This is a genomic window from Sphingobium terrigena (genome assembly GCF_003591655.1).
In the GTDB taxonomy this organism is placed as follows: domain Bacteria; phylum Pseudomonadota; class Alphaproteobacteria; order Sphingomonadales; family Sphingomonadaceae; genus Sphingobium; species Sphingobium terrigena.
The window spans coordinates 41,334-59,607 of sequence record NZ_QVRA01000011.1 but is presented as its reverse complement, the minus strand read 5'-3'; the positions used below and the strand labels follow the sequence as shown (position 1 = coordinate 59,607).

The following is an 18,274-nucleotide window of genomic DNA, read 5'->3' as shown; positions in this document are numbered from 1 at the left end:
ATCGAACTGCCGATATGGGGCGTCATGCAGGGAGGGCGAAGCCCGACCGGAGTGACGCCCCATATCGGCGGCCAAATTCATGCTGTCATCGCCATTGGCAGGTTGTCAAAATATGCCTGGTCCGGGGTCCGGGCACCAAGGCTCGAATGCGGCCTCCTTGCGTTGTAAAAGTTCAGATAACGACCGATCGATATCCGGGCTTCGTTGACCGCGGCGTAGGCGCGGAGGTAAACCTCCTCATATTTCACCGAGCGCCACAGGCGCTCGACCACCACATTGTCGCGCCATGCGCCCCGGCCGTCCATGCTGATGGCGATTTCCTCCCGGTGCAGCACGCTGGTGAAGGCGTGACTGGTGAATTGACTGCCTTGATCCGTATTGAAAATCTCGGGCTTGCTGTAGCGCGCCAGGGCTTCCTCCAGCGCCTCGACGCAGAAGTCGGCCTCCATCGTGATCGACACACGCCAGGCCAGGACCTTACGGCTGAACCAATCCACGATGGCCACGAGATAGACGAACCCCCTCGCCATCGGGATGTAGCTGATGTCAGTCGCCCAGACCTGGTTGGGCCGCACGATCGGCAGTTTGCGCAGCAGATAGGGGTAAACCTTGTGCCCTGGCGTCGGCCCTTCGACAAGCTCAGGAGAGCCTTCGATGTGTTCGAGCGACGGTAAATCGCCTCGATCGCCATCTTCTTCATCAGCGTGGCCACATGCTGGCGGCCGATCGCGATCCCTTCCTGCCGCAGCAGATCGCGCAGCATTCGACTGCCCGCGAACGGAAATTCCAGGTGCAGTTCGTCGATGCGCCGCATGATCGCCAGATCAGCCACCGAAACCGGCCTGGGCAGATAATAGACGCTGCCCCGGCTGATCCCCAGTTCCCGCACCTGCCGCGACAGCGGCAGACTGTGCGAACGATCGATCATCGCTTTGCGCTCGGCAACAGACCGGCCTTCCCGAGCGCGCCGGCCAAAAAGCTTGTCCTCGACCTGATCGGGGATCATTCGCCAGCGTCAACTCACCGATCTTGGCATGTAGTGTATTCACGTCAACCGGCGGCTCGCCCATTTCCGATGCCTTGTCCGAACCAAACACACCGGCTGCGCCCTCCAGCAACTGCCTACGCTACGTCGTGATCTGGTTCGGATGCACGTCAAACTGCTGCGCCAACTCGGCCAGCGTCTTCTCGCCCTTCACGGCAGCCAGTGCCACCTTCACCTTGAAAGCCGGACTGTGGTTCCGGCGGGGTCGTTGGCTCATCTCTGCTCCTGTCTCGCAGCCATACTGGCCACCGTCAGGCAGAAAATCCACTTATCTCAATGTTCAGTTTTGCCAGGCCACCTCTCTCTCCGTCGGCTTCATCCTGCGATAGATCCGTAAATGGCGCGTAACACATCGAGTTCGCGCTGATTGGCGGCCTGTGCCTCATCGATGGTGCGGACCACATCCAGGCCGCGCAGGCCGATAAGCGTCGGGCGGCCTCGATCGACCATCGGATAGCGCGCGTCCGTGCGATAGCACGCGATCTGCCCCTCGCTCGCGCTCACCACGTCGGCAAGGACGGCGTTGGCCGCCACGCCATCAATCCACCAGCACTGGATGATGGCGCCAAACAGCCGGCCCGCACCACCCTCATCGACATCGGTGTCGTTCCAGCCAGCAGGATCGGCGCCGGCAAGATCATGGAGCGCGACCATGGCGGCCCCCGCACTGAGTAGGCGCTGCGCGACGACGTCGCCGTCCAGACCCTGCGGCAGCACCAGGAAATGGCTTTCGAGTGCCGCCCGGTCGGCATGGCCCAGGATCGTGGTTGCCGGACCATCAAGATTGTAGAGCAGCGCACGACGAAAAACATTCTGCTCGTCGCGGTGAATATGCTTTGTCACCTCGCTGCTGATCAGCCCCTCGCGATCGTCCAGCGCTGCGAATGTGACGACAGCGATGCCCTCGAACGACTCGACAACCTGCGAACCCATGGCGACGTGCGGGGTCACATGATGCTGGGTATAGGTTTCAAAACCCGGTATCCGCGCCGCCATCACGCCATGCACGTCGCGCCAGTAGCGGCAGAACAGATCGCGGGAAATGCTCGGCTTGCGTTCCAGCAAGGCGATGGTGGTGGGTACGCCCACTACAGCCAACCTTCCATCACCGGGCGGGAAGGATCGGCATCGCCATAGCGGCCACGCCATTCGGGCGGCGTTATGCTCAGGCCGCCATCGGCCAGCGCATGGTCCTGCCGCCAGTCGAGCAGGCCATGACGATGCGCGATGCGCCATTCCCCGTCGCGCCGCTCGAAACGGTCGATATAGCGTCCGCCGATCAGGATGACGCCGCCACCGGGCAAGGCAAAGATATTCCAGGGCGGATAGTCGGCAGGCACCTGATGATAGGCGCGCAGATAGGTTTCGGTCCAGGCAATGTCGCCATCGAAGCGGACGGTGATGTTGCTGACCTGATGATGGGTCGGGCCGATCGGATCGATGAGACCCTGGGCCTGCGCCACGAATTCGCGCCAAGTCCCACCCAGCGAGAAGAATTTATAGGTGGCGTCCTCGTGGAACACGCTGTCCATCAACGACCAGCGGCGGCGGTCCACTGCATGGCAATAGCGGTGGATGACGTCCATGATCTCGAACCGCCATGCCGCCTGTTCCAATGTCACGCCTGCCATAATGCGCCCTCCACGGGTAGGACCGTACCCGACACATAGGCGCCCGCCCGTGAGGCGAGGAACAGGACGGAGCCGCCCACGTCTTCCGCCGAACCCAGACGCCCTGCGGGAATGCTGGCGACGACCTGATCCTTTAGACCTGGCACTGCCGCGAAGAACCCGTCGGTCATGTCGCTAGGGAAGAAGCCGGGCGCAATGGCGTTGACGGTGATGCCCTGCGCAGTCAGATCCGACGCCATCATGCGGGTCAATTGGTGGATCGCCGCCTTGCTGGCGCCATAGGCATAGGCGCCGTTGCTACTACGGCCCCACAGCGCGCCGATCGAGCCGATCGAGATGATGCGGGCAGGATCGCCGGGGGCTGAGGCTGCCTTGAGTTGGGGGAGGAGCGCCTGCGCAAGGAAGAAGGGCGCACGCAGGTTGAGGCCGAGTTCGCGGTCCCACTGGTCGGCGCTGGCGTCCTCGATCGCGCCGGCGCTGAACAGCCCGGCATTGTTGACCAGGATGTTGAGCGCGGGAACGCGTGCTGCGATGTCGGCAGTGGCGGCTTCGACGCCTGCGACCGTCCCTAGATCGTGGGCCAGGAAGGTCGCCTTGCCGGGCCCCTCGAGACCAGCGGCGAATGTTCTGCCGGCCTCTTCGCCACGTCCGACGATCAGCACGTCCGCGCCAGCTTCGACCAGCGTGCGGCTGATCATCGCCCCAACGCCTTTGGCGCCGCCCGTCACCACGGCGGTCTTCCCCGCGACGGAGAAAAGGGTTTCGAGGATGCTCATGCCGCTTGCGGCTTGGCGATGTTGAGGATCTGGAGCGCGGTATAGGGGTAGAGGCCTTCCAGACCGCCTTCGACGCCGGAGCCCGACTGTTTGTTCGCCGGAAAGGGAACGGCCGGGTCTAGCGCGCAATGCTGGTTCACCCAGACGCTGCCGCTTTCCAGGCGCAGCGCGATCTTGGCGGCGGCTTCCGGGTCACTCGACCAGATCGATCCGCCCAGCGCATAGGGCGACGCATTGGCGCGGGCGATGACATCGTCGATGTCGGTGTAGCGGATGATCGGCAGGATCGGGCCGAACGGCTCCTCATCGACGATCACGTCGCCTTCCTTCACGTCGCGCACGACGGTGAGGGGGACGAAATAGCCGGGACCTTCCGGAAGGTCGCCGCCGGCGATGATGGTGCCGCTGGCCTTCGCGCCGGCCAGATAATCGAGCACCTTGTCATATTGCGCCTTGTTCTGGACAGGGCCGAACTGTGCTTCGGGATCGCGGCCGCCCGCGACCTTGGATCCGGTCGCATAGGCGGCGATTTCCGTGCACATGGCGTCGTACAGGCTGTCATGGACGTAGAGCCGCTTGATGATCGCGCAGACCTGGCCGCTGTTGAAGAAGGCGAAGGCGAAGATGGCGGGCGCGATCGCTTTCACGTCGGCGTCGGGCAAGATGATCGCGGCGTCGTTGCCGCCCAGTTCCAACGTTACACGCTTCAAGGTCGGGGACGCCGCCTCCATGATCTTGCGGCCGGTGGCGGTCGATCCGGTGAACGTGACCTTGGCGACATCGGAATGCGAGACGAGATGCGCGCCTGCTTCATTGCCGCCGGATAGGATGTTGATGACACCGCGGGGGACGACGTCCTGCCATAGCTCGCCCAGTCGAAGGGTCGTGAGCGGAGTGGACGGCGCGGTTTTCACAACGATGGTGTTACCGGCGGCCAGTGCGGGGGCAATCTTGTTGCAGGCAATGTAGACCGGCGCGTTCCACGGCACGACGGCCGCGACGACACCCAGGGGTTTGCGATGCTGTTCGACCCGGCGGGTGTCGTCCTCGACCAGGATTTCAGGCGCGATACGCAGGCCAGCATAGTAGTTCAGATAGCCAGCCGCGAGATTCGCGATTTCGAACTGGGCGAGGCCCAGCGGGCGGCCGGTTTCCTGGACGAGAAGCTGACACAGTTCGTCCAGATTGTCGGTGACGACCTGGGCCATCGCGGTCAGCACAGCGCCGCGCGCTTCGGGCGTCGCATCCCGCCAGGCGAGAAAGGCGTGTTTCGCGGCGGCGACCGCCTGATCGACGTCCGCGGTGCCGGCATCGGGTACTTGCGCGACCACGCTTTCATCGCTCGGGTCGATGACGTCCATATGGCGCGCGGTATCGACCAGCGCTCCGTCGATCAGCATCTTGACCATGTTCACTCTCCGATATTTTGTTTTTGCGTCAGGCGTTCTGGGCCAGTGGCGCGGGCGCCCCGGTAGTGAGGATGGTGGCATCCTCGAATTTCTTGACGATCATGGGTTCGAGGGCGCGAACTTTCTCGACATTGGCATGCTTCACATGGCCATAGCCGCGGATCTGGGCCGGCAGCGAGGCCAGTTCGACCGCCGCAGCGTGATTGGCGGGGCTGAGCTTCTGGGCGATCATCCGCATCTGCGCTTCGTAATGATCGATGAGATCGCGTTCCATCTTGCGTTCTTCGGTGTAGCCGAAAATGTCGAACGCGGTGCCGCGCAGGCCCTTGAAGCGGGTGAGGAAGGCGAAGGCCTTGCCCATCCAGGGGCCGAACTCGCGTTTGATCAGATGCCCGTCGGCATCGCGCTTGGAAAAGAGCGGCGGAGCGAGATTGTAGCGCAGCTTCGCGCCGTCCTCGAACGCGTCCTTCAGTTGCTGCTTGAAGGCCGGGTCGGCATGCAGTCGGGCGACCTCATATTCGTCCTTATAGGCCATGAGCTTGGCGAAATTGCGGGCCACCATGACCGACAGGCTGTCCTGGCCAGGGGTGGCGAGCGCTTCGGCCTTGGCGACGATATCGACCAGATCGCGATAGCGCTGCGCCCAGGCGGCATTCTGATAGTCGGTCAGCAGTTGCGTGCGGTGGGCGACGATGTCCGCCAGCGCAGTCAGCGGGGTGAAGTCAAGTTCCTGAACGTGGCTGACCACCGCCTTTTCGATGCGGGCCGGATCGACCGCCTGCAGTCGGCCCAAGGCGAAGGCGGCCTTGTTGAAGGGAATGGCGACACCGTTGATCTCGACGGCGCGTTCGATGGAGTCGGGCGAGACGGGCAGCAGGCCGAGCTGGCAGGCATAGCCGAGCATGAAGAGGTTGGCGGCGATCGTATCGCCCAGCAGCGCGAGGCCGAGGCCAGTGGCGTCGACGCCGTGCAGCTGCGCCGACATCTTCTGCAATCGCCGAACGAGCAGCCCCTGATCGAGCGTCAGGTCGGGATTGCGCTGGAAGGCCGGCGTCGGCGTGACGCGGGCGTTGACCACCACCTTCGTGCGCTCGGTCGACAGGGTCATCGCCGGCTCCTTGGCGAGGCCGGCGACGGCATCGAAGGCCAGTGCCAGGTCCGCCTCGGCAATGCCCAACTTCTGCGCGCCGAGATCGTTATTATGCGCGGCGATGCGCAGATGGCTGAACACCGCGCCGTTCTTCTGGCTGAGGCCGGTCATGTCGAACACCGATGTCGACTTGCCCTCCAGATGCGCGGCCATGGCGAGCAGCGCGCCGATGGTGACGACGCCGGTGCCGCCGATGCCGGAGATCATGATGTTGTACGCGCCGTCGTGCAGCGGGACGATCATCGGATCAGGCAGCGCGATGTCGGCCTCGCCATCCAGCTGCGCCTTCTTGGGCTTGCGCGGTTCGGCGTCGAGGACGGTGACAAAGCTGGGGCAGAAGCCCTTCACGCAGCTATAGTCCTTGTTGCAGTTGGATTGGTCGATCTGGCGCTTGCGGCCGAGTTCGGTCTCCTTGGGCCAGACGCTGACGCAGTTGGACTGGACCGAGCAATCACCGCAGCCCTCGCACACCGCCGCATTGATGAACATGCGCTTGGCCGGATCGGGGAACTTGCCGCGCTTGCGGCGACGGCGCTTTTCCGCAGCGCAGGTCTGTTCGTAGACGATGACGGTCACGCCGGGAACGTCGCGCAGTTCCTTTTGAACCGTATCATAGGTGTCGCGGTGATGGACGGTTACCCCCTCCCCCAACCCGCTATGCGCGCCATAGAGATCGGGCCGGTCGGTAACGACGACGCAGCGCACCGCCCCTTCGGCCAGCACCTGCCGGGTGATGTCGCCGGGCGTCAGCGGCCCGTCGACCGGCTGGCCGCCGGTCATGGCGACGGCATCGTTGAACAGGATCTTGAAGGTGATGTTGACCTTTGCCGCGACCGCGCCGCGCACGGCCAGCAGGCCCGAATGATAATAGGTGCCGTCGCCCATATTCTGGAAGATATGGTTCATGTCGGAGAAGTAGGCCTGGCTGTACCAGTGCGCGCCCTCGCCCCCCATCTGGGTATTGGGCAACATTTCCGGGCCCGAATACATGGCCATGGCGTGACAGCCGATGCCGCCCGCCGCGATCGACCCTTCGGGAAAGCGGGTGCCGGTATTGTGCGGACAGCCCGAGCAGAAATAGGGCGAACGCGCGGCGTCGGCGGGCTTCAGCGCCTTCACCGTCGCCATCTGGCGCGACAGGCGGTCGGCGCGCTCGGCCAGCGCCGCATTCTCCACGCCCAGCCGGCGGAGCCGCTCTGCGATCACCAGCGCCAGCTGCACGGGTTCAAGTTGATCGTCGGACGGGATCATGAAGACGCCGTCCTCGTCCAGCTTGCCGACGATGCGCGGCATGGCGGGGCGGCCGTAGAGAATCGCTTTGGCCTGGTTCTCGGTCAGCGGGTCCTTCTCCTCGATGAAGAGGAGTTCGGCTTGGTCGGCTGCGAATTCGGCGAGGCCCAGCCGTTCGACCGGATACATGCAGCCCAGCTTATAGACGCCAAGGCCAAGCGCGGCGGCGGCGTCATCGCTAAGGTCCAGCAGCTTGAGCGCCTGGCGCACATCCTGCGCAGCCTTGCCGGTGGTGACAATGCCCAGTTTGCGCACGGGCGCGTCGATCAGCACGCGGTCGATGCGGTTGGCGCGCACGAATTTCTCGACCAACGGCCAGCGGTAGCGCTTGACCACGATTTCCGAGGCAGCCCGATCGATATGGGTCGGATAATTGTGGAATCCGTTAGCGGGCGCGGGGCCGCGATCGGGCGTGACGGGGCCATTGTCGCCGGAGCGAATGTCGACCGTCATGGTCTGTTCCAGCGTCTCGTTGGTCAGCTTGAAGCCGGTATAAAGGCCGGTATAGCGCGACATGGCAAAGCCCAACAGGCCGAAGTCGATGACATCCTGCACGTTGGAGGGCGCCAGTATCGGCATGCCGGCATGCATCAGCGCAACCTCGCTCTGATGCGCGACAGTCGAGGATTTGCCCGAATGATCGTCCCCCGCGACGATCAATACGCCGCCGTTCGGGTGTGTGCCCGCGATATTGCCATGCTTGAAGGGGTCGCCCGAGCGGTCGACGCCCGGCCCTTTGCCGTACCAGATGGCGAAGACGCCATCTTTATTGGCGCCGGGCGTGGTTGCCAGCATCTGCGTGCCCCATACTGCCGTCGCCGCCAAATCCTCGTTCACGCCGGACTGGAACAGGATGTCGTGGCTTTCGAGAAGCTTCTTGGCCCGCCACAACTCCATGTCGTAGCTGCCCAGCGGCGATCCGCGATAGCCCGAGATGAAGCCGCCTGTGTCGAGCCCGTTGCGCTGGTCGATCTCCTTCTGCAACAGCGGCACGCGGATCAACGCGTGGGTGCCGCTCATGATCACACGGCCGTCGTCGACCGTATATTTATCGTCCAGTTTCACGTCACGCATAGCTTGGTTCTTTCGGCTCCGGCTCGTGCCAGGCGGCGCCTTTGTCGCGGAGGTAGGCGGCGAAGGCGGGGTGGAAATCGGCGAGGACGGTGCGGATGGACGGGCGTGCCGCCAGGGTGGCGTGCCAGTCGCGCAGGCCCGGCACGGCGTCGATCAGTGACGTTCCGTAGGTGAACTGCATCACCCGCTCGCCCAGGTCGAAATGGTGGAAGGTGAACAGATCGGCATGGGTCAGTTGCCCGCCCATCAGGAAGGGCGCAGGCGTCACCAGATGCGACAGCGCCCGCATCGCGCGATCGACCACTGGCCGGACCGCTGCGATCGCCTCCGGCGCGTTAGCGCCGCCCATGAAGACGCCAGGATAGAGCGAGCGCAGGGATGCCTCGACATAGACCTGCACAATGTTGATGACCTGGCGTGCGCGGGCGCGCTCGAAAGCGCCCGCGGGATAGAGGGAAACGCCGGGCACTGTGTCCTCGACATATTCCAGGATCGCGACGGTTTCGGCGATGCAGCCATGGGGCGTGCGCAGATAGGGTATCTTGCCCATCGCGCTTTGCGCGAGAAACGCGTCCTCCTGTGCCGCCCGGGTCGGGACGACAGTGAAGTCGGCGCCCTTCTCGATCAGCGCCGCGCGGGCGGCGTTGAAATAGTTGCTCACCGGATGACCGTGGAGGACCAGCGGCGCAGGGGCGCTATCGGATCCCCTCATGTCATGCCGTGACCGAGGCCACGAGGATGTCGTTGCCATCGACCGTCACATCGTAGCGCTTGAGCCGCAGGTCCGGGTCTTCCTCGCATTCGCCGGTGATCAGGTCGAAGCTCCAGCCGTGCCAGGGGCAGGTAAGGACGGTGCCGCACAGTTCGCCCTGATGCAGGGGCCCGTGGGCATGGGGGCAGCGCGCGGCGGTGGCGACGGGCGCGTCCTCCACCAGGAAGATCAGGATCTTTTCCGATCCCAGCGACGCGCGGAGCGGCTTGTCTGCCGTCAACTCCGACATTTCACCCACTTTCATCATATCCGCTCCTTCGTCCCCCTGCGCTGTGGGGCCCTATCCTGTCCAATCCCATCCTGGCGCATTCCAGCAGGGCGATCGACGCCATATCCAGGCAAAAGGTAACGGGCGGCGACGCTATGCGCGGCGGGAAATGGCCCGTTCACGACGCTTCCTCCGCGAAAATCTTGCCGGGATTGAGAATGCCCTTGGGGTCGAACATCTGCTTGATGTCGCGCATCAGGCCCCGCTCGAGCGGGTTGCGCGTGATGGAGAGCCATGGCTTCTTTTCCAGCCCGATGCCATGTTCGGCCGATACCGATCCGCCGAAGGGGCGGAGCGGTTCGTAGACGCAACTCTCCACCTGCTCGCGGTCCTCAGTGGTGCCCGCGCCGATGGCGATGTGGAGATTGCCGTCGCCGACATGGCCCAGGAAGGCGATGCCGCCTTCGGGCCAGATGCTTTTCAACCGCCGTGTAACCTCACCCATATAGGCTTCCATGTCGCCAACCGGCAGGCTGACGTCGAAGGCATAGAAGGGCTGGAAGTCGTGGACGATATGTTCAAGATCTTCGCGGATGCCCCAGATGGCGTCGCGATCCTTCTCCGAACGGGCGACGATGGCATCGTCGAACAGGCCTTTTTCCGCAGCGTCGGCGAGGACGGATTCGAACAGGTCGCGATCGCGCTCATGGTCGGAGCCGAGCGCCTCAATCATCGCATAATAGGGCTTGTCCGATCCCAGCGGCGCAGGGTGGCGTCCCTCCCCGGTATTGGTGCGGTAGAAGCTGTTGTCGACCAGTTCGAACGCGCTCAAAAGGCCGCCCAGCGCCCCATCCATATGGCGCAGCAGCTTCGCGATCCGGTCGAAACTGTCACAGCAGACCAGTGCCGTATTGCTGCTGACCGGCCGTTCGCGCAGGCGCAGCACAAGCCGCGTGATGACGCCCAGCGTGCCCTCGCTGCCGATGAACAGCTGCTTCAGGTCATAGCCGGTGTTGTTTTTGATCATCCGGTTCATGGACGAAAGCACCCGGCCGTCGGCCAGCACTACCTCCATGCCCAGCACCTGCTCGCGCATCATGCCATAGCGGATGACGCGCATGCCGCCCGCATTTGTCGCCGCGTTGCCGCCGAGCTGGCAGGACCCGCGGCCACCAAGGTCGAGAGGAAAGCTGAGGCCGTAGGGTTCCAGATCGTCCTGGAAACGCTCCAATATCACGCCCGCTTGCACGATCGCGGTACGGTTGGCGGGATCAATGCTCTCGATCCGGTTCATCCGTTCGAGCGACAGGATGACTTCGCCCTGCCGGGTCTGGGTCGCGCGGACCCAGCCGGACATGCCGCCCTGGATCACCACCGGCTGACCGGCGGCGTTGCACAACGCCATGATCTGCGACACCTGCTCCGTGGTCTCGGGCCGCACGAGTATGTCCGCCTCAACCCGTTGCATGAAATAGCCCGGATAGCGGCCGGTGACGTCGTCGCCGGTCAGCACGCCGCCTTCCCCCACTATGGCGCGGAACTCGTCGATCAATGCGGATGGGGGCATATGCGCCGCCGCTGGAGAGGCGCTCACCGGGCCTTGAACCTGACTGGCAGGGTCTTGGGACCCCGCGCGAAATAGGAATCGGACCATTTGACCGTATCCCCGATCACCTCGATACTTTCGAAGCGGGCGACCAGTATCTCCAGCGCGCTCTTGGCTTCCATGCGGGAGAGGTACGAGCCGAGGCAGAAATGCGGTCCCTGGCCGAAGGACATGAGTTCCTTGGGATTGCGCTCCAACACCAGCTCTTCTGACCGGTCGAACTTGCGTTCGTCATGATTGGCAGAGCCTAGCAGCGGCAGCACCAGCGAGCCTTTCGGGATCGCGACGCCCGCCAGTTCCGTGTCGCAGGTCGTATGCCGGAACAGCATCTGCACTGGCCCGTCGAACCGCAGCATCTCCTCCAGCAGCGCCGGAATCTGGCCGGGATCGGCCCAGATCGCCGCGGCGATATCGGGATGGGTCTTTAGATGCGCGAAAGTGATGCCGAGCAGATTGGTGGTCGTTTCCACCCCGCCGATCAGCAGCAGGATCGCCATGTTGAGCACTTCGCTGCGGGTCAGGCGTTCGCCATTCACTTCCGCCAGGATGAAGCCGCTGATGAGGTCGGGACCCGGATTGGCGGACCGTTCGTCATAGACCTGTTCGAAATAGGCGCGGATCGCCCGCGAACTCCTGTCGATCTCCGCGAGTCGCTCGGGCCCATAGGCCGCGCGGTTGCCCGCGGCGAGCAGGTCATCGACCCAGTTCTTGAAATCGACCCGGCGGGCGATGTCGACGCCCAGCACTTCGGCGATGACGCTTACGGGGAAGAGGCCGGAAAACTCCCAGACGAAGTCGAACTCGCCTTCCCTGCCATGCTTGGCGAAGATGTCGTCGATCAGTTCGTGCGTCACGCTGCGGATGCGGTCGCTGAGCGCACCGACGCGGCTCGGCACGAACGCCTTGTTGGCGAGCTTGCGGATGCGGACATGGCCCGGCGGGTCGAGCGAAATCATCGGCTGGACTTCGGGCACAGGGTCATATTCTCCGAGCAGCGCCGGCCAGAACAGCGCCGACGAGAAGGTCTTGCCATCGCTCAGCACTTCCTCGACATCGTCCCAGCGGGCGACCGCGAAGCCCTGCATCATCTCCAGCCACTTGACCGGCTCGTCGGATCGCAGTTTCGCGTAATGGGGATAGGGGTTGGCGGTGACCGCCGGGTCCAGGGGGTTGTAGCTCATCGGGGGTCAGGCACCGACGGCGTCGAAGGCAGGGACGACGCCCAACTGCTGGAAGACCGGGATCGCATCCCAGATGCTGCGTTCCAGGACGATCTTGCCGTCCTCGTCCCAGCCCATGACGGTAACACCGCGCGTCTTGGTCACCTTGCCGGCTGCAGGCACGCCCAGGAAATCGCCGGCATGCTTGGTTTCCCAGGTCCACTGGAAAGAGCCGAGACGGTTGTCGCCGACATAGTCGAACACGTCGAACTTGTTGTAGCTCTGCGTCGGGTCCTTGATGATGAAGCCTTCGAAGAATTTGCGTAGCGCAGGGAGATCATTGTTGATGCGGAGGTCGAAATTGACATCTTCGAACTGGAACTGCGGATTATAGAGCGTCATCAGCTCGTCTGTGCCATCGGCAAATAGGCCGATCCAATATTGCGCCCAATCCTTGTTCATCGCTCTCTCCTCGCAGCGCGTCTGCATGCACGCCTGTGATAATTTGGCACGTCATGAATGCCATGGCGCACGTCGATATCCAACTGATAGGCTTGACTGGAAAGTGGGCCATGGCCCAACGCACGACCAATTTGCTTTTCGTGCCAAAATGAGGGGGTTTTTCTACTAGTCATTGCTTTGCTGCAGCGCAAAATGGCGGAAAACTCCCATCTATGTGGATGATCTATTGTCCCGCTAGGTCATCCCCTGTCACGCTTGGGCATTTTCTCCGACGCAATATCGCTGTCTTCAACAGTTCACCTGAAGAACCACGTTTGCGAGCGCCGGGTCAACCGACGCCATGCCATAGGGAAGGAGAGACGCTTTGAAAGCCATCACGAATCTACCGCTTGTCGGCCTCATCATATCGGCGGGCCTGGCCATGCCGGCGATGGGCCAGGACGCTGCGCCCCAAGGGGAACAGCGCGCCGGCAACGCAATCGACGAAATCGTCGTCACCGCGACCAAGCGCAACGAAAATCTGGTGAAAGTTCCCATTTCCGTCAGCGTCGTTACCGAAGCGGCCATTGCCGAACGCGGGATTACGCGCCCATCGGACTTCCTTGGTTCAACCCCTAACGTCACTTTTGTCGAGGACAATGCGGGCGAGGCCTATATCAACATTCGCGGCCAGACGTCGGTGCGCAATTCCGATCCGAACGTCGCGATCGTCATCGACGGCGTCACCCTGTCGAGCGTCAAGCCGTTCAACCAGGATCTGTTCGGCATCCAGCAGATCGAAGTGCTTAAGGGTCCGCAGAGCGCGCTCTATGGCCGTAACGCGGCGGCCGGCGCGATCGTCGTCACGACCAAGAAGCCGGGCGAGACTTTCGAGGGGAATGTCGTTGCCGCCTATGGCAACTTCAACACCGCGCGCGCTAGCGCATCGGTCAGCGGGCCGCTCGCACCGGGGCTCGGCTTCAGCATCGCAGGATCCTTCCGCGATACCAACGGCCCTTTCACCAACATTACGACGGGCGAGAAAGTCCAGCGTTTCCAGAACAGTGCCGGCCGTGCGCGCCTGGTCTACGAGAATGACGGGCCATTTTCGGCCGACTTGAAGCTGACGGCGCACCGGTCAAAGGGAGGCGGCAGCGCCTATAACGCGCAGTTCGTTGGCCTGCCGATCGGCGGATTTCCCGGGACGGCGCTGGACGCCAACAATACTGACATGCCTTTCATCTCCAACGTGACAGGCGCGTTCGACGAGAAGTTCATCGATGCGACGTTGAAAGCCGAATATGACATGGGCTGGGCCAAGATCACGTCGATCTCCAGCTACAATCATCTGAAGCAATATTTCGGTAGTGATTCGCCGCCCTATATTCCTTTCGACACGGGCCCGGCCGGGGGCGGCACGGTGCAGCAATATACCTATGACGACACCAACTATTCACAGGAAATACGCCTGACGTCCGATAGCGCCAATCGCTTCCGGTGGCAGGTTGGCTTCTACATCCTGCGGTTCGAACGAGACCAGACCAGCAAGATCGGCCTGGACACCAACGGGTCGCTGCCCGCTGACCGCAACATGATTGATCCCGCCACGACGCTTTCCTACAGCAACCCTATCTACCGTACGACCAGCTACGCGCCGTTCGCCAGCGTCCAGTTCGATGTGACCGACCAGTTCCACATCAACTTGGCCGGACGTTATGACACGGAAAAGCGGTCGATCCGGGAAGTCGCATCGCCCGCGATCAATCCGCTTACCGGCGTCAGCTATAATAATTGCGTGGCGCAGGGGACGGCCATCGCCGACTGCAAATTGTCACGCACCTTCAAGCAGTTCGAACCCAAGGCCAGCCTGTCCTACGATATCGCGCCGACGGCCAGCGTCTATGCGAGCTACGGCAAGGGATTCAAGTCGGGCGGGTTCAATCCGATCGGTTCGCGCCAGGCGTTGATCGACGCGGCGGGCGGCAATGCGGCCAACATCTATGTGCAGGACGGCTACAACAAGGAGGTTTCGACCTCCTATGAAATCGGCGCGAAGGCGCGCTTCTTCAACCGTCGCCTTTCGATCAACGCTGCCGTGTTCAAGACCGACATTTCCGGCGCGCAGCAGTTCCAGTTCCAGCCGTCCGCGGGACTGCAGACGACGATCAGCATCGACAAGGTGAAGCTCAAGGGCTTCGACATCGATTTCGACGCGCAGCTGCCGATGGGGCTGCACCTGTTCGGCGGGTACGGATATACGCATGGCCGGGTCGCCGAATTTGCCGGTAATCCGCTGGCGAACGGTAATGTGGCGCCCGGCGCGTTCAAATATACGCTGAACCTGGGCGCCAGCCAGGTTATCGACCTGACCGACAAGCTGACGCTGGTGCCGCGGGTCGAAGTGAACCGTTATGGTTCGATCTGGTGGGACGTCGACAATTTCGCCGGCACCAAGCGCAACCCGCTGACGCTGCTGAAGGCGCGGCTCTCGCTCAAGAGCGCCAATGGCTGGGAAATCTCCGCCTATGGCGACAACCTGACCAACCGGAAATATTTCCAGGAGGTCGTGCCGCTGCTGTCGGTCTTCACCGTCAATTATCGCGGGCCGACCCGCAGCTACGGCCTGGAAGCCCGCGTCGATTTCTGATCCTCCCCCTCCAGGCCCGGCGTCATGCCGGGCCTGACTTTTTTTTCGAGGCATGCATGAACCTGGAATGGGAACAGGACTGGCTGGAACAGTTCGACAACCGGCTGGAAGAGCTGATGGCGAACTATCCGGAAGAATTCGAATATGAGGACCTGAATTTCGGCGTCCGGATCGACAATGACCGGGAAAAGCTGCGGCGCTGGTTCACCACCTTCGAAAATGCCGATCCCGACAAGTCGAAACATTATTTCAACGCCACCCGCTATCATGGCGACGAGCGTGGCGGCTGCCTGGAATGGACATGGGAGATCCACCACAGCTCCGATTTCCTTGGCCTCCCCGCAACCGGCAAGACCACGATGGTCCAGGGCATGACCATCCACGCGTTCAAGGACGGCAAGATCGTGCTGGAGCGCAGCCTGTGGGACACTGCCGCGCTAATGCGGCAATTGGGGTTGCAGGCGCCCGTCGAGCTGGAGTTCGCATGATGTTCGATCTGACAGGCAAGGCCACCATCGTCACCGGCGGCGGGTCGGGCATCGGTGCGGCGATCGCGCAGCGGTTCCGCGCGGCCGGGGCCGATGTGCTGGTAGCAGACATCAGCCCGCAGGCGGAGACGCTCGCCGCCGATTGGGGCTGCGCCTTCCGCCGCACCGATGTCGGGCATCCCGCCGAGATGGCGGCGCTGTGCGAGGAGGCGGTCACGCGCTTCGGCAAACTCGACATATTGGTCAACAATGCCGGCATCGCCGCCGCGTCGCCGATCGCGGACGCGGACGAGGCGCGATCGCAGCGCTTCTGGCGCGTCCACATATTGGGCGTGCAGACGGGGATCAAGGAAGCGGCGGCGCGGATGACGGCGGGCGGCGCGATCGTCAACATATCGTCGATCACGGCGATGCGGGGCTTCCTGCACTGGGGCGAATATGCCGCGACCAAGGCGGGCATCATCTCGCTGACCCAGACGGCGGCGGTGGAATATGGGCCGCTCGGCATTCGGGTGAACTGCATCGCGCCCGGGATCATCGACACGCCGATGGCGATGGACGAAGCGCCCGACATGGTTGCACGCAACGCCAATGTCTTCACTCTGCTGGGCCGGATCGGGCGACCGGAGGAACTGGCCGCGGCGGTGCATTTCATGGCGAGCGACGATGCAAGCTATGTCACCGGGCAGACCCTGCTGGTCGATGGCGGATGGAGCACAGGCACGTCGATCAAGGGGATCGAACTGGCGCTGTCGACGACGGACTGACGGCGGTCCTGCGCCTAACTTCACACATGTCCCGTAAGTTTCGACTCTTTCGAACAAGAACAAGAGTTGGAAATATAATTACATGAATCGATTGGGGAGACGGACGAGAAAAAGAACCTGATTCCGCCTATCACTCTCCGTGCGTGTAGGACAGGTCTGGCGCTCGATGCGTCACGCCAGAACATGCAGGCCCAATATGATCGCTCCGCTCAAACCCACCAGTCCGTCGAACACCAGCCGCCAGGCCGGCGGCGCAAACCGCAACTCCATATAGTGGCGCACGATCAGATGCGCCTTGAACGTCGCGGCCAGGATGACCACGGCAAAGCCCCAGCCGCCTGCCCGCGCAGTGCCGAACCCCGCCACCGTCGCCAGCATCAGGAGCGCCCAGATCGCCGTCGGGCCGCGCAGGGCCTTCATCGTGCGCCCTGCAGATAAAGCATCGCGAAAAGAAAGACCCAGAGCAGGTCGACCATGTGCCAGAACAGCGCGCAGGATTCGATCCAGCCGGTGAAGCCGGTATCGGTCCGGCCAGTGCGCGCCATCACCGCCGTCGCTACCAGAAGCGCCATGCCGATGGCATAGTGCAGCAGATGCACGCCGGTGAAGACATAGTAAAAGGTGAAGAAGGCGTCGGTCTGCGGGGTCAGTCCGTCTGCGATCTTGACGCCATATTCGATGGCCTTGACGATGGCGAAGCACAGACCCAGGCCGATCGCCCCGAGCAGCCGGCGGCGCACCTGCGCCATCTCCGCCGCTCGCGCCGCTTCGACCGCCAGCGCCACCAGCCAGCCGCTGGTGATCAGGATCACCGTGTTGAGCAGTCCCAGCTGGATATGGAGCTGTGCCGCGGACCGGGCGAACAGCGCCGGCTGATGCAGCCGCTCGACCATGAAATAGCCGAAGAACAGGATGAAATTCGCGGTGTCCGCTGCGATGAAGGTCAGGATGCCGGGGACGGGTCTGTGGCGATGCGACGCGGCATCACCCATGGGCGGCATGCTCCTTTTGCAGTCGTGTCAGGGCGCGCAGGGTGAAGATCGACAGGATCAGCATCGCCCAGAAGAAGAGCGAAAATTCGACCCAATAGTTGAAGAAGCCGCTGCGCGAGAAGGGCCCGTCGCGGAAGAAAGGCAGGAAGCAGAAACCCATGAAGGCAACCGCGACCCAGATCGCGAACCAGGAGACGGGCTTTGGCACCAGCGGGACGGCGCGTTCGTCGTGGAGGAAACAGATGGCGAAGGCCGTGACCTGCAGCATCGTCAGCGAAAAGACCATGTCGAACATGATCCAGCCTGTGTCGTAGAGCGTCATCAGGATCGCGGCGTCGGCCTCCGGCCGGAAGGCGGCGGTCAGCCAGAAGGCAGGTGGAAACACCAGCACCAGCGTGGTGAAGCCCGCCCCCCAGGTCTGCAGCCGCGATAGCACGTCATTGTCCCGCTCGGCCGCCTCCATCACTTTGGTGATGCCCATACCCCAGACGAGATAGAGAACGCCCGACACCATCATGCCTATCATGCCGATCCGCGCCGACGTAGTGTGCTGGCGGAAATGCTGCGCGATGCCGTCGGCGCTGAGCGCTGCCGAATAGGGCGGCAGATTATGGCCCAATATGGCGAAGAAGAGGATCAGGAGGATGAGAAGCGCCGGTCCCATCCACAGGCAGAACCGGACGTAGCGAAACGGATTGGGCGGTGCGATCTGCGCCTGAGGCCAGGCATCGACGTTCGGGAGCAGATCGATCGATGCGCTGCGTGCATTGGATGCCATGATGTACCCCGCTCCTGTCCGCCGGTCAGCATGCCGGTTT

Annotated in this window: 16 protein-coding genes and 1 pseudogene; 3 read left to right on the top strand and 14 right to left on the bottom strand. The window is 62.9% G+C overall.

The window, feature by feature from the left end:
- Window positions 1-77: 77 nt before the first annotated feature.
- From D0Z70_RS13385 to D0Z70_RS13335, 11 genes and pseudogenes are all read right to left on the bottom strand, one after another.
- Window positions 78-1,262 (bottom strand): annotated as a pseudogene (locus tag D0Z70_RS13385) (IS3 family transposase).
- Window positions 1,263-1,360: 98 nt separating this feature from the next.
- Window positions 1,361-2,134, bottom strand: coding sequence for an EthD domain-containing protein (locus D0Z70_RS13380; protein ID WP_182913962.1), 774 nt, complete (start codon window positions 2,132-2,134; stop codon window positions 1,361-1,363).
- Window positions 2,134-2,676, bottom strand: coding sequence for a nuclear transport factor 2 family protein (locus D0Z70_RS13375; RefSeq protein ID WP_119747223.1), 543 nt, complete (start codon window positions 2,674-2,676; stop codon window positions 2,134-2,136). Before D0Z70_RS13375 ends, D0Z70_RS13380 begins: the two co-directional genes overlap by 1 nt.
- On the bottom strand, window positions 2,664-3,452 hold the full coding sequence (locus tag D0Z70_RS13370) for an SDR family oxidoreductase (RefSeq protein ID WP_119747221.1): 789 nt from the start codon (window positions 3,450-3,452) through the stop codon (window positions 2,664-2,666). The genes D0Z70_RS13375 and D0Z70_RS13370 overlap by 13 nt, the downstream gene beginning before the upstream one ends.
- A complete protein-coding gene (locus D0Z70_RS13365; protein ID WP_119747219.1) occupies window positions 3,449-4,861 on the bottom strand; it encodes an aldehyde dehydrogenase family protein in 1,413 nt (470 codons plus the stop codon). Before D0Z70_RS13365 ends, D0Z70_RS13370 begins: the two co-directional genes overlap by 4 nt.
- Window positions 4,862-4,889: 28 nt before the next feature.
- Window positions 4,890-8,375: an indolepyruvate ferredoxin oxidoreductase family protein gene (locus D0Z70_RS13360; RefSeq protein WP_119747217.1), complete on the bottom strand. Its 3,486-nt coding sequence runs from the start codon at window positions 8,373-8,375 to the stop codon at window positions 4,890-4,892.
- Complete coding sequence (locus tag D0Z70_RS13355) at window positions 8,368-9,087, bottom strand: glutathione S-transferase family protein (RefSeq protein WP_182913961.1); 720 nt, start codon at window positions 9,085-9,087, stop codon at window positions 8,368-8,370. The genes D0Z70_RS13360 and D0Z70_RS13355 overlap by 8 nt, the downstream gene beginning before the upstream one ends.
- A 1-nt stretch (window position 9,088) precedes the next feature.
- On the bottom strand, window positions 9,089-9,394 hold the full coding sequence (locus D0Z70_RS13350; RefSeq protein ID WP_119747213.1) for a Rieske (2Fe-2S) protein: 306 nt from the start codon (window positions 9,392-9,394) through the stop codon (window positions 9,089-9,091).
- Between the two features lie 139 nt (window positions 9,395-9,533).
- Window positions 9,534-10,949 (bottom strand): FAD-binding oxidoreductase, encoded by a 1,416-nt coding sequence (locus D0Z70_RS13345; protein WP_220475643.1) that lies wholly within the window; start codon window positions 10,947-10,949, stop codon window positions 9,534-9,536.
- A complete protein-coding gene (locus tag D0Z70_RS13340; RefSeq protein WP_119747209.1) occupies window positions 10,946-12,142 on the bottom strand; it encodes a cytochrome P450 in 1,197 nt (398 codons plus the stop codon). Before D0Z70_RS13340 ends, D0Z70_RS13345 begins: the two co-directional genes overlap by 4 nt.
- A gap of 6 nt (window positions 12,143-12,148) precedes the next feature.
- Complete coding sequence (locus D0Z70_RS13335; protein WP_182913960.1) at window positions 12,149-12,583, bottom strand: ester cyclase; 435 nt, start codon at window positions 12,581-12,583, stop codon at window positions 12,149-12,151.
- A gap of 364 nt (window positions 12,584-12,947) precedes the next feature.
- Between D0Z70_RS13335 and D0Z70_RS13330 the strand changes: the two genes are divergently transcribed.
- From D0Z70_RS13330 to D0Z70_RS13320, 3 genes are read left to right on the top strand one after another with little or no spacing between them, the layout of a single operon-like run.
- A complete protein-coding gene (locus D0Z70_RS13330; RefSeq protein WP_119747205.1) occupies window positions 12,948-15,209 on the top strand; it encodes a TonB-dependent receptor in 2,262 nt (753 codons plus the stop codon).
- Between the two features lie 56 nt (window positions 15,210-15,265).
- Window positions 15,266-15,697, top strand: a complete 432-nt coding sequence (locus D0Z70_RS13325; RefSeq protein ID WP_119747203.1) for an ester cyclase — start codon at window positions 15,266-15,268, stop codon at window positions 15,695-15,697.
- Complete coding sequence (locus tag D0Z70_RS13320; protein WP_220475642.1) at window positions 15,694-16,464, top strand: SDR family NAD(P)-dependent oxidoreductase; 771 nt, start codon at window positions 15,694-15,696, stop codon at window positions 16,462-16,464. The genes D0Z70_RS13325 and D0Z70_RS13320 overlap by 4 nt, the downstream gene beginning before the upstream one ends.
- A gap of 171 nt (window positions 16,465-16,635) precedes the next feature.
- Here the strand turns inward: D0Z70_RS13320 and D0Z70_RS13315 are convergent, their stop codons facing one another.
- The 3 genes from D0Z70_RS13315 to D0Z70_RS13305 are packed head-to-tail and all read right to left on the bottom strand — an operon-like array spanning window position 16,636 to window position 18,234.
- Window positions 16,636-16,884 (bottom strand): cytochrome C oxidase subunit IV family protein, encoded by a 249-nt coding sequence (locus D0Z70_RS13315; RefSeq protein ID WP_119747201.1) that lies wholly within the window; start codon window positions 16,882-16,884, stop codon window positions 16,636-16,638.
- Window positions 16,881-17,456 (bottom strand): cytochrome c oxidase subunit 3, encoded by a 576-nt coding sequence (locus D0Z70_RS13310; RefSeq protein ID WP_182913959.1) that lies wholly within the window; start codon window positions 17,454-17,456, stop codon window positions 16,881-16,883. Before D0Z70_RS13310 ends, D0Z70_RS13315 begins: the two co-directional genes overlap by 4 nt.
- Entirely contained in the window at window positions 17,449-18,234 is a 786-nt protein-coding gene (locus tag D0Z70_RS13305; protein ID WP_119747197.1) for a hypothetical protein, read from the bottom strand. Before D0Z70_RS13305 ends, D0Z70_RS13310 begins: the two co-directional genes overlap by 8 nt.
- Window positions 18,235-18,274: the final 40 nt, after the last annotated feature.

What these genes read in the sequence shown, in the direction of transcription:
- D0Z70_RS13375 (WP_119747223.1), bottom strand. Translation starts at nt 2,676, where the DNA reads ATGGCAGGCGTGACATTGGAACAGGCGGCATGGCGGTTCGAGATCATG.
- D0Z70_RS13370 (WP_119747221.1), bottom strand. Translation starts at nt 3,452, where the DNA reads ATGAGCATCCTCGAAACCCTTTTCTCCGTCGCGGGGAAGACCGCCGTG.
- D0Z70_RS13365 (WP_119747219.1), bottom strand. Translation starts at nt 4,861, where the DNA reads ATGGTCAAGATGCTGATCGACGGAGCGCTGGTCGATACCGCGCGCCAT.
- D0Z70_RS13360 (WP_119747217.1), bottom strand. Translation starts at nt 8,375, where the DNA reads ATGCGTGACGTGAAACTGGACGATAAATATACGGTCGACGACGGCCGT.
- D0Z70_RS13355 (WP_182913961.1), bottom strand. Translation starts at nt 9,087, where the DNA reads ATGAGGGGATCCGATAGCGCCCCTGCGCCGCTGGTCCTCCACGGTCAT.
- D0Z70_RS13350 (WP_119747213.1), bottom strand. Translation starts at nt 9,394, where the DNA reads ATGATGAAAGTGGGTGAAATGTCGGAGTTGACGGCAGACAAGCCGCTC.
- D0Z70_RS13340 (WP_119747209.1), bottom strand. Translation starts at nt 12,142, where the DNA reads ATGAGCTACAACCCCCTGGACCCGGCGGTCACCGCCAACCCCTATCCC.
- D0Z70_RS13335 (WP_182913960.1), bottom strand. Translation starts at nt 12,583, where the DNA reads ATGAACAAGGATTGGGCGCAATATTGGATCGGCCTATTTGCCGATGGC.
- D0Z70_RS13325 (WP_119747203.1), top strand. Translation starts at nt 15,266, where the DNA reads ATGAACCTGGAATGGGAACAGGACTGGCTGGAACAGTTCGACAACCGG.
- D0Z70_RS13320 (WP_220475642.1), top strand. Translation starts at nt 15,694, where the DNA reads ATGATGTTCGATCTGACAGGCAAGGCCACCATCGTCACCGGCGGCGGG.
- D0Z70_RS13315 (WP_119747201.1), bottom strand. Translation starts at nt 16,884, where the DNA reads ATGAAGGCCCTGCGCGGCCCGACGGCGATCTGGGCGCTCCTGATGCTG.
- D0Z70_RS13310 (WP_182913959.1), bottom strand. Translation starts at nt 17,456, where the DNA reads ATGGGTGATGCCGCGTCGCATCGCCACAGACCCGTCCCCGGCATCCTG.
- D0Z70_RS13305 (WP_119747197.1), bottom strand. Translation starts at nt 18,234, where the DNA reads ATGGCATCCAATGCACGCAGCGCATCGATCGATCTGCTCCCGAACGTC.